Annotated in this window: 6 protein-coding genes; 5 read left to right on the top strand and 1 reads right to left on the bottom strand. The window is 53.0% G+C overall.

The genetic code is table 11. The features are described 5' to 3' along the window. A partial coding sequence (locus KK083_RS20205) for a DUF5107 domain-containing protein (protein WP_254166999.1) occupies positions 1 to 2,445 on the bottom strand: 2,445 nt, incomplete at its 3' end. Between the two features lie 115 nt (positions 2,446 to 2,560). Between KK083_RS20205 and KK083_RS20200 the strand changes: the two genes are divergently transcribed. The 5 genes from KK083_RS20200 to KK083_RS20180 all read left to right on the top strand — a co-directional run bounded on the left by KK083_RS20200 (position 2,561) and on the right by KK083_RS20180 (position 11,386). After that, complete coding sequence (locus tag KK083_RS20200) at positions 2,561 to 3,439, top strand: AraC family transcriptional regulator (RefSeq protein ID WP_254166997.1); 879 nt, start codon at positions 2,561 to 2,563, stop codon at positions 3,437 to 3,439. Between the two features lie 113 nt (positions 3,440 to 3,552). Then, complete coding sequence (locus KK083_RS20195; protein WP_254166995.1) at positions 3,553 to 4,881, top strand: sugar porter family MFS transporter; 1,329 nt, start codon at positions 3,553 to 3,555, stop codon at positions 4,879 to 4,881. A 57-nt stretch (positions 4,882 to 4,938) separates the two neighbouring features. Further along, on the top strand, positions 4,939 to 8,052 hold the full coding sequence (locus tag KK083_RS20190) for a SusC/RagA family TonB-linked outer membrane protein (protein ID WP_254166993.1): 3,114 nt from the start codon (positions 4,939 to 4,941) through the stop codon (positions 8,050 to 8,052). A gap of 35 nt (positions 8,053 to 8,087) precedes the next feature. Then, complete coding sequence (locus KK083_RS20185; RefSeq protein WP_254166991.1) at positions 8,088 to 9,665, top strand: RagB/SusD family nutrient uptake outer membrane protein; 1,578 nt, start codon at positions 8,088 to 8,090, stop codon at positions 9,663 to 9,665. A 71-nt stretch (positions 9,666 to 9,736) separates the two neighbouring features. Next, positions 9,737 to 11,386, top strand: coding sequence for a glycoside hydrolase (locus KK083_RS20180; RefSeq protein WP_254166989.1), 1,650 nt, complete (start codon positions 9,737 to 9,739; stop codon positions 11,384 to 11,386). Positions 11,387 to 11,430: the final 44 nt, after the last annotated feature.

Genomic DNA, 11,430 nt, shown 5'->3' with positions numbered 1-11,430 from the left:
GCCGGCATGCTGCTGTTTGTTGTGATACGCCAGCGCCAGGTTGCGATGAACGGTGGCGAACTTTGCATCGAGTGACCGGCTCAGCTCCCAGGACACCAGCGCTTCGTCGTACTGGCGATGTGCGTACCAGTAGTTGCCGAGGTAGAAGGGCGCGCGGGCATCCGCCGGATAAATGGCAATGGCGGTCTGCAGCACGTTGACGTCTTCTATCCGGTTGGGGAAACAGAAATCCGGTCTCATCGCGGAAGCAAGCTTGCAAAACTCCAGCGCCCTGTCGTGTTTGTTCAGCTGATGCGCAAAATAGGCCAGGGAGTAGTACACCATCGGGTATACATCCTTCTTCCCGTCTGTGAAAAGGCTCAGCAGGTCAGAGGCTTCTTCATACAAGCCTGCGTTCGCATAATCGAAAGCGTAAGCGATGTAGGTGTGCACCTGGTCGCGCATCAGCTTTTTCAACTGGTGCAGGGTGGCGACATCTTTACCCGCGGCGCTTCTTAGCAGGTATCGCTCGTAGAGACAGCCGAAATTGAAACGGTCTATGGCCAGCGACTCCTCAATGAGCGCGTCGGCTTCTTCAGACCTTCCGAGTTTTCTCAGCAGCGTACCTTTCAGATGGCGGGCTACATGGCTGTGGTAGTTCCTTACGAGCGCCTTGTTCACCAGGTCAAGCGCTTCTTCATAGGCGCCCTTGCCGGTGGCGATGCGGGCCAGGTTCAGGTACGCGGCATCCTGCCATGCGGCATTCCAGGCCGCCTTGTACAAAGCGTCGAAGGCTTCGTTGGTTTTGCCCTGGAGCTTCAGTGCCCATCCCAGGTTATAATAAGATTCACCGTCATAAGGGTTCGGGTTCCTTTCCGTCAGTGTTTTTATGGCCTGCCTGAAGTACGGCTCCGCTTTGGCAAACTGTCCCCGCTTCAGATACCAGAGTCCCATGGCGTTGTTGCAGCGCACATCGGTGGGCTCCCGTTTCAGCGCCTCGCGATAATAGTCTGTGGCGCTGTAGGTGGCGTGGCGGTACTGCTCTATGTGCAGCCCGGTGAGGTACAGCTGTTCGATGCTGGTGATGGCCTCGGGGTGTTTGGCTGCCACGGCCGGCTGCGGTACGGTTTTGTCCACGGCCATTTCAGGAGTATAGGCCACCAGTTGTTTTCCGTCGCCGCTGTGCAGCCTGAAAGTAAACTTGTGAAGCTCGGCATTCTCTTTCAGCATAAAGGTGTGGGTGAAAGGTTGCTCAGGTGATATGGCGATCTGCTGGCTCCACACCGTCTGCCCGTTGCACAGCAGCGTGGCCGTTGCGTCAGGGTATGCAGCCGTGGTATAGAGCTTGATGCTCACGTTGTTGCCATCTTTTTCAAAGTTCACCATCGCCTCGCGGGTGGCATTCTTCACCGCGCCCAGCTCGGCATACGGCATGAAGTATTGTGTGAAGGTGCGTTCCTCGAAAGGTTGGATCCACGAGAAGTCGGGCTGGTTATCGGTGAACACGCCGGTCATCAATTCAATGTAAGGACCATCCTCGTCCGTGAGGTTCCTGTCCCAGGCCTGGCCGAACTCGCCATTGCCCCAGGTCCACTGTTTCTTTCCCGGCGATACATGGTGGTTGGCGATGTGCAGCAGACCACCTTTGCTGTCGTGCTCATAGCCGCCCATAAAATCATAGTTCGAGCGGATGGCCATGTAGGAGGTAGGCACAGGGATATTTTTGTACCGGGAGATATCGACCCCGGCGGAATAGTCCACTTTATAATAGGTGCCCCTGGCGATGGGGAACTCAGATACATCACGTTTGCCGTGGTCGAACACCGCGTGCACGTCAGGAGGGAAGATAGACTGATAGTGATCGTTCACTTTCACGGCCGGGTTGGCCCACCAGAGAAAGGTCTGAGGGAAGGGTGTGCGGTTGTACAACCTCGCGTTGATCTCGAGGTAAGCCTTGTCGGGATACAGGCGAAAGCCCGCCATACCTTTGGTGTTGAACATGCGTTCCACCTCGCTCACCCACACGGTCTTGCTTCCGTCAGCATGCTCTTCGATGCTGAAGTCAACAGGATCGAAGGTGCTGGGCCGGTGATGCTGCGGCCAGTTGAATTCAATGCCGCCCGAGATCCACGGTCCGGCGAGGCCCACCAGCGCGGGTTTGATCACCTGGTTATAATAAATAAAGTGTCTTTGCTTTACTTTATCGTAAGCCATCTGCACCCGGCCACCCAGCTCGGGCAGGATCATGATCTTCAAATAGTCATTTTCAAGATATAGGGCATGGTAGGTCTTGTCAGTTTTTTCGTCCAGGATCTTCTCGATCACAGGGTGGGGGTACACCACGCCGCTGCTGCCCTGGTAAACCCGCTTCTCCAGGAAGATTGGATTTTTTTCTGGTTCCCCTATCCCATAAGTGGGGATTATCACGTCTTCTTCCCAAACCTTTACAATACGATTACTTTCCATCCTAAAACGATTGTTTTTCAACAAAAATATCGGCTTCTTGAAGCATCCATAATGGATTAAATATTGCATTTGATGGACAATCTTATTGTGCGGGTAAATTGATCGGGTTGTTGAAATGATACGAAAAAGGGAAGGTTTCGAGGGGCAAAGGGCTATTGTACTGCCCAAGAAGATCCTGGAAGTGTGTGCCTACACGCCACCAGTAAACTCATTGTACATCACTGATATCGGTTTCTATCCGCGGGCGCAGTACCACTACCGTGAGCGTCCCACGGGCATCGCCCAGAATGTGCTCATCTACTGCCTCGAAGGAAAGGGCTGGCTCAAAGTTCCGGGCGGCACCTTCAAGGTTGACCCCAACGAGTACCTCATCATTCCGGCGGACATGCCCCACACATATTGGGCGGATGAAGAAACTCCCTGGACCATTTACTGGGCCCACTTCAAAGGAGTTCAGGCGTCGTATTTCGCTTCGCTGCTATCGAGGCAATACAAGAGCTTTGTGAACCATGCCGGTTTCCTCGATGAGCGGATCAAGCTGTTTGACGCCATGTACAGTAATTTTGAATCAGGGTACAGTCTTGATAACCTGGTTTACAGCAGCACCAGCTTCGCCTACTTCCTCACGTCGCTCAGCTTCGTTGAAAAATTCACTTCCGCGCTGCACAAACCTGACAAAGACGTGGTCGATATCTCCATCACGTACATGCAGCAGCACCTGGAGAGCATGGTGAGCCTGGAGCAGCTGGCATCAGAAGTTAATCTATCCGTATCGCACTATTCCAGCATCTTCAGGAAAAAAACGGGGTATTCGCCCATCGTGTACTTCAATCACCTGAAGATCCAGCACGCATGCCAGTATCTGCAATTCACTACCTTGAGGGTCAACGAGATATCCTCTAAACTCGGCATCGAAGATCCCTACTATTTTTCGCGCATGTTCACCAAGATCATGGGCCTTTCACCGGTAGAGTACCGGAACAAGAAACAATAAACGACAGCGCCGCGCCCTGCTGGCCATCGTAAGAAAGTCCATCTTTTAAATCCATTTCTCCATTTATTGCCATCGATTTCGATGACACTTTTGTAACAAACGTTTCCGGACCCATGCGCACAAATTCTTATATCATCTTCATCAGCCTGATCGCAGCTTTCGGCGGACTGCTTTTCGGTTTCGACATTGCTGTGTTCTCCGGAACGATCCCTTTTATTCAACCTTATTATGAGCTCACAGAAGCCCAGCTCGGCTGGACGGGCAGCTCCTTATATATAGGATGTATCATCGGCACCTTGTTTACAGGGTATGCCACTGACCGCTTCGGACGCAAGCCGTTGCTCATTGTTGCCGCGGGCATCTTCACCATCTCTTCAGTGCTGATGGGTTGGGCCGGCAGCTACAACATGCTTATTTTCTGGCGCATCATTGCAGGTATTGGCGTGGGTGCAGCGTCCATGCTGTCGCCTCTGTATATAGCAGAGATCAGTCCTGCGAATATCCGCGGGCGTATGGTTTCCATCAACCAGCTCACCATCGTTATCGGCATCCTGCTGGCGTACTTCATCAATTACCTGCTCGCTGACGCGGAGAACAACTGGCGCTGGATGTTCACCTCGGGCGCCATTCCTTCAGCGTTGTTCTTCTTCTGCATTTTCCTGGTACCTGAAAGTCCGCGCTGGCTGGTGAGCAAAGGGTATGTGGAGAAAGCGAAAGAAGTATTGAAGAAAGTGAATGGAGGATCGCGTGTGAACGATGACATCCGTTCCATCCAGGCCGGTGTGCGGGGTGAAGTGAGAGGTAAGTTGTCTGACCTTATTCAGCACGGGGTTACGTTCGTTGTGCTGCTGGGCATCACCATGGCAGTGTTCCAGCAGATCTCCGGTGCCAACGCTGTGTTCTTTTATGCACCCATCATTTTTGAAAAGGCAGGCATGGATGTGAAAGATCAGCTCTTCCAGCAGATCATGATCGGCGCCATCAACCTGGTGTTCACGCTGGTGGCCATGCAGCTGGTAGACAGGCTTGGAAGGAAGAAGCTGATGCTCGGCGGTTCTTCACTGATGGCGGTGTGGCTTTTCCTGGTCGGCATCTGTTACTATTTCAATCTGTTCGAAGGATACTGGCTCACGTTCTTTGTGCTGGCATTCATCGCTACCTATGCCACTACGCTGGCGCCGGTAACGTGGGTGCTGATCTCGGAGATCTTCCCCACGCGCATCAGGGGTGTGGCCGTGTCAGTATCTACGTGTATGCTGTGGGTTGCGTGCTTCGCGCTGGCGTACGGTTTTCCCGTGCTCATCGAGTGGCTGAATGCGCCGCAAACCTTTTTCCTCTTCTCGGGAATCTGCCTGTTGTACTTCTTTATTCTGCTGCGGTTTGCGCCCGAGACCAAGGGCAAAACGCTGGAGCAGTTCGAAACAGAGATCATAAGACATTAGAGAGCCCAATATACAATCAACTAAACCCCTTAATAACTCAATCTTAAACACGCGCTTATGAAAAAATTTCTCCTCCTTTTTTTATGGACATTCTTAATTGTCCTGATAGCCGAAGACGGCATAGCGCAGTCTTCCACTATCAGTGGTAAGGTAACGGAAGGTACCGAGCCATTGCCGGGCGTCAGCATCCTGGTGAAGGGCCGGAACACGGGAACGACCACGGATGCCAACGGCGAGTTCTCGCTGGAAGCACAACCGGATGCGGTCCTGATCATGTCATTCATCGGTTACAAGACCAAAGAAGTGTCGGTGGCCAACAGAACGTACATTGCCGAATCGCTGGAAGTAGAGATCTCGCAGCTGGGAGAGATCGTGGTACTCGGGTACCAGACCTCGGCCAAAAGAGACGTGACCACCGCGATCTCGTCTGTATCGTCTGAAGAGCTGAAACCTTTTGTTACAGGCACCGCGGCCACTGCGCTGCAGGGTAAAATTCCCGGCGTTCAGATCTTCAACGCCGGTGGTGGTGTTGGCGCGCAGCCCCGCATCGTAGTGAGGGGTATGAGCAGCCTCACGGGCAACACGAACCCGCTGATCATTGTGGATGGTATGGAGATCGGTTACAATTTTATGAACACCATCAACCCGCTGGACATCGACCGTGTTGACGTGTTGAAAGACGCTTCTGCTGCCGCTATCTACGGATCACGTGCGGGCCAGGGTGTGATCCTGATCACGACAAAAAGAGGAAGGGGCGAACCGCAGATCAATGTCGAATCTTCCATAGGTCTTGATTATATGCCTGAGCTTCACCCTGCTGGCGCGCAGGAGTATGCCCGTGTACAGAACCAGATCGCAACCAACAGCGGCATCCCGCTTCCTTTTGCCAATCCTGACAACCTGAAGAGCTATGACTACTGGAAGAGCACGTTCAAAAGTCCTGGTGTGCGTCAGAACTACATGATCAGCGCATCCGCCAACAGAGAAGGGCTCACGCTCTACGGAAGTCTCGGCTACTACAAGGAGACCTCCAACATGGGCGCGCGTGGTGGCGAGTGGAACAAGCTGACGGCGCGTTTCAATGGCGATGTCAAGATCAGCGATAAAGTCAAGTTGGGTTTTACGCTCGCCCCCCGCTATGAAAAATATCCCTATGCACCGATGAACCTCACGTGGAATGCATTGGCGATGGACCCTACCACGGCGCCGTTCAAGAGCGAGGATTCAGTTTACCAGATGCTTCCCGTTGGCTATGACAAGACCGCGTTCAATCCGTACTACAGTTTGCCTAACCGTTCGCCTTATAACCTGGCTACCAATCCTGAGTATGAATTGCGCAAGAACTTTTCCGAGAACGAATATTTCGGAGGACAATTCCAGACCTTCCTCCAGATCGAGCCTGTCAAAAACCTCGTGTTCAAATCATCGCTCGATGCAACTGGCAATGTAACGCAGCGCAATGCTTATTCACCTAAAGTATTTCTCGCCACCGATGCCCGTACACTGGAGTCGATCGTGAGCTCAAGCTCTTCTTCGGATACCCGCTGGAAGATCACCAACACGCTCGCGTATACGGCGGCCATAGGTGATGATCATAATATCGATGCAATGCTGGGGCAAAGCATGGATAGCTATGCCACCAAAGGAACCAGTGCAGAGCGCAGGGGCATACCATTCGATGCCGAGCCGTACCAATATATACCTGCCGCCGGCCCGACAAACACGGGTAGTGGATCGTATCAGCCTGGTGCTGGACCTTTCGGAAAGATGTCGTCGTATTTCGGATCGCTTCGTTATAACTTCCGGAACAAGTATTACCTGAGCGGTAGTATGCGCGCTGACGGATCGTCGATGGTGAATCCTAAATACCGCTGGGGATATTTCCCAACCGTATCGGCAGCATGGACTATCTCGGAAGAATCGTTCTTCTCGGCTTATACCAACACGGTGAACTACCTGAAGCTGAGAGCCAGCTGGGGACAGGCTGGTGGAAACCTGCCGGGATCGCCCGGATCGTACCTGACAGTAGTGAACCGCACAACGTATGTTGATGCCACCGGTGCGCCGATCTCCGGATACACACCTACGTGGATCTCGAACCCTGAGATCAAATGGGAAGTTCAGGAAGACTACACCATCGGTATCGACGCCTCATTGCTTCAGGATAAGCTGAACCTGTCTTTCGATCACTATGTTAAGACACCCAATAACCTGCTGGTGAGTGTGCTCATCGACCACACCCTCGGATATCCGAACGGTTACACGTCATATCAGAACACCAACGTAGCGAGACTGCGCACCACCGGATGGGACATGTCTGTCGGCTACAAGACAAACATCGGATCAAGGCTCAGGTTCACGGCCGATCTTACGCTCAGCCACTATAAGTCGATCGCCAAATATGTGGGTAACGTTGACCCGCTCCGCTATGGCGAAAGCAATGACGGTATTTCCACTTTCCGTTCGCGCATCACAAAGGGACATGAGCCCGGCGCTTGGTATGGTTTCATTGTTGACGGCGTGTTCCAGACCAACGAAGAAGCTGCGGCTTACGTGAACAACGACGGGATCCGTTACCAGCCTGCCGCGATGGCTGGTGACTTGAAGTATCGTGATGCTGACAATGACGGCGACGTTGACAACGACGACCTGACCGACATCGGCTCTCCTTATCCGGACCTCACTTCAGGTCTCACGCTGGGCCTGAACTATGGCAACTTCGATTTCCGCATGGAGTTCTACGGTTCTTTTGGCCAGACGGTCTTCAACGTTGCACGCATGAACATGAACGCGGCCCGCTGGAAGTATAACTTCGAAGAGGGTTGGGCAGACCAGTACTGGAACGGAGAGGGCAGCACCAACGAGTTCCCCATCCTGAAGACCACAGACCTGAACGGCAACTTCAGCAAGATGTCTACCTTCTTCCTGGAAAAGAGCGACTTCACCCGCTGCCGCCTCATTCAGTTGGGCTACACACTGCCTAAAGGAATCGTGAAGGGCCTCAAGAACCTGAGGGTGTATGCCTCCATGCAGAATGCCTTTACCATCACCGGTTACTCGGGTATCAACCCGGATGTGCCATGGTATTCCGGCATCGGCTATAACGGTGTGGATAACTACCAGGCGCTGCTGCCGAAGACCTACCTGTTCGGCCTGAGCCTCGGACTTTAAGACAATGACCAATGAATAAACAACGATATTCTTGTATGAAACCAATCCATAAAATACTGAGCTTCGCCAGCGTATGTTTGCTGATGATCGCAGGCGGATGCAACGACTTTCTCGACCAGGTGCGCTACACATCGGAAGTGGAGCAGTCACAATACTATAACACCGTGGAAGAATGTAATACCACCACCCAGGTGTCGTACCGTTACATCGATTATTCAACATGGTGGGAGACGCTGAACTGGCGTTTCCTGTCAGGTGAAGCCTCCAGCGACAACGGCTGGCTGGGCAATACGGAAGGGGCTACCGCTGAGTATCTCGTGGTGGGCCATTATAACATCGATGCGGGCAACGTGCGTAACGAAGCGCACTGGATCATGCTGTACAAGAGCATCGGCCGGTTCAACAGCGTGATCGAAGGTATCACCAACGCGCCGATCGATGCGAACAGCAAAAAGCTTTTCATCGCCGAGCAAAAATTCCTGAGGGCATGGTGTTATTTCGACCTGGTGCGCAACTGGGGCGGTGTGCCCATCGTGCTGAAGATCCATACCCCTGATGTTCACTTGCCCCGGTCTACCGCGCGTCAGGTGTATGACCTGATCATCAACGACCTGAAGGAATGTGCAGAGATTCTGCCAAGAAGATCGGAGTATGCTGCTGCCGACAGGTTCAGGGCCTCGAAGGGTACAGCCCTCACGTTGCTCGCCAAAGCTTACCTGTACGCGGAAGAGTGGCAGAATGCCGAGATCGCTGCCAAGCAGGTGATCGATATGGGTGACTATAACCTGGAGCCTTCTTTCGGAACATTGTGGGGCTACAACTACAAGAACGGACAGGAGTCGATATTCGAGACCCAGTACGCATCGTCAGCCAGCCCTGATCTTCCGTACAACGATTTTCAGAAAATGATCCAGTCTTCACCCGACGGCGGCTGGAGATGGTATTCCATTTCGAGCCACCTGGAAAAAGCTTACAAGGCTGAAGGTGACAGCATCCGGTTACAGTGGACCATCAACAGGCATGGTCTTCCGGTGGCCGGCGATCCTGCCAAACCCGCCTACAATGCAGGTACACGCTCCCAGACCAAATCAGGACGTTACAGCAGGAAACATTATGTGCCCGTAGCGCAAAGACCGGCCAACGGACGCGTAGCCCTCAACAACAAGATCCTGCGCTTTGCCGATGTGCTGCTGATGCACGCCGAGGCCTGCGCCATGCAGAACAAGAGCACAGAGGCGCTTGCATCACTGAAAAGGGTAAGGGACCGCGTGAACCTGACTACGGACATGAGCCTCACAGGCTGGAATCTGATCAACGCTGTGCGCAAAGACAGGAGGCTCGAGCTTGCCTTTGAAGGCGACCGCCTGTATGACCTGCGCCGTTGGAAAGACGAGAATGGCGAGCCCGTGATCAACAGCGTCTTCGGACCGAACGGAAGCTTCGTGAAATACAACACGCAGACCAGCACAGACTCATGGGAGCTTGGCAACACACGCGAGCTGCAGAATAAAGGCATCAACTTCGATCCGAGCAAGCACCTGCTCTGGCCAATTCCGACCAGCCAGATCGTTGCTTCCGAAGGTGCAGTAGAACAGAATCCAAATTACTTCTAAATGGGTTAGGGTACCACTCCACCCCTCTCTATGCGTAGAGAGGGGCCGGGGGTGAGTTTATTTTACGTAAGATGAAGATCTATAATCGTAGCGGGCTCGCCCTGCTTTTTTTCGCGGCAGTGTTCCTACTTGCGGCATGCGATGGGAATGATCCGGTAGCACCAGATGAAGAGCCGGACCCCTGTATGTTCCTCGGCGTGGACACCTGTAAACAACAGGTCGAAAATGGTAACATCACGGTCAACCTCAGCGATACCCGCCAGACCATCCACAGCTTCGGCGCGTCAGATTGCTGGACGGCCAAGTTCATCGGCAAGTGGGCCGACGTGAGCAAGAAGAACAAGATCGCCGACCTTTTGTTCAGCACAGACACCCTTGCCGACGGCGCGCCCATTGGCATAGGCTTAACGTTGTGGCGGTTCAACATCGGCTCCGGAAGCTTCGAGCAGGGTGCCGCCAGCAACATCACCACAGACTGGAGACGGGAGGAGTGTTTCCAGAAACCCGATGGTTCTTATGACTGGTCGAAGCAGGAAGGCCAGCAGTGGTTCCTGAATGCCGCCAAACAACGCGGTGTTCCTTATACGCTGGGATTTTCACTCTCCGCGCCCGTGCACATGACCATCAACGGCAAAGCGTTCAACGGTACTACCGGAACGAAGCTGAACATCTTTGCCGACAAGTTTGACGCGTATGCGGATTTTATGGTGGCTGTGTCAGACCACTTTAAATTCAATTACCTAAGTCCCATCAACGAGCCCCAGTGGGCGTGGGGCGCCAATGACCAGGCGAGCCAGGAAGGCACCCAGGCCGAAAATGGTGAGATCGCTTCATTGACGAAATTACTTTCCCAGCGATTTGCCGCCAACAGCTCTTCCACACAGATCGTGGTGGGAGAGGCCGGCTCGTGGGTGTACCTTTACGGAAATAATACCGACGGCCGTGGCGATCAGATCACGCAGTTCTTCTGGCCTGCTAATGCCAACTACATCGCTGACAAGCCTAACGTTGCACGCATCATCTCCGGCCACAGCTACTGGACCACATGCCCTGACAATACCATTGTTACCACGCGGCAGCAGCTGCTGAACAAGGTGAACCAGGTAGACCCTTCGTTGCAGCTCTGGCAAACAGAGTTCGGCATCCTGGGCGATATCTGCGGACAGTACAACGGCTCTCCCCGGAATACAACGATCGACTACGGATTGTATGTGGCCAAGGTGATCCATCACGACCTGGCCATTGCCAATATAACGTCGTGGCAATGGTGGCTGTCCATGAGCCCCTATAACTACAGCGATGCGCTGGTGTATATCAACGATCCTTCCGGTGCTATGAATGTGGACAACTGCAAAACAGACGGTATTGTGCTCGACTCAAAACAGCTTTGGGCCATGGGTAACTATTCACGTTTTATCCGTCCTGGTATGAAAAGAGTTTCGGCATCCATCAGCGGTTACAGCGATGCGGTGACGGCAGCCAATACCATGATGATCTCGGCTTACAAGGATGAGAACAAGAAAAAGCTGGTGATCGTTGTGGTGAATTTCGAACGCCAGGAGAAAAAGCTGAAGCTGCGTAATGATGCGATCAAGCGCAAAACAGTGAATGCCTACATCACCGATGCAGAACGCAGCCTGAAAAAAACGGTGCTGGTCACCGATAATATTTTGATCCCCGCGCGTTCAGTAGTGACTCTTGAAACCACCTATCAGGATTAGCAGGATTAACGGGATTGATGGAAATTAACAGGAGTAGCGTCGTT

The sequence above is a fragment of the Chryseosolibacter histidinae genome (genome assembly GCF_018598225.1).
Classification (GTDB): domain Bacteria; phylum Bacteroidota; class Bacteroidia; order Cytophagales; family Cyclobacteriaceae; genus Chryseosolibacter; species Chryseosolibacter histidini.
This window is presented reverse-complemented; position numbering and strand designations above follow the sequence as displayed.

Bases quoted from the DNA above. Each gene is read 5' to 3' on its own strand.
- KK083_RS20200 (WP_254166997.1), top strand. From the start codon at position 2,561: ATGATACGAAAAAGGGAAGGTTTCGAGGGGCAAAGGGCTATTGTACTG.
- KK083_RS20195 (WP_254166995.1), top strand. From the start codon at position 3,553: ATGCGCACAAATTCTTATATCATCTTCATCAGCCTGATCGCAGCTTTC.
- KK083_RS20190 (WP_254166993.1), top strand. From the start codon at position 4,939: ATGAAAAAATTTCTCCTCCTTTTTTTATGGACATTCTTAATTGTCCTG.
- KK083_RS20185 (WP_254166991.1), top strand. From the start codon at position 8,088: ATGAAACCAATCCATAAAATACTGAGCTTCGCCAGCGTATGTTTGCTG.
- KK083_RS20180 (WP_254166989.1), top strand. From the start codon at position 9,737: ATGAAGATCTATAATCGTAGCGGGCTCGCCCTGCTTTTTTTCGCGGCA.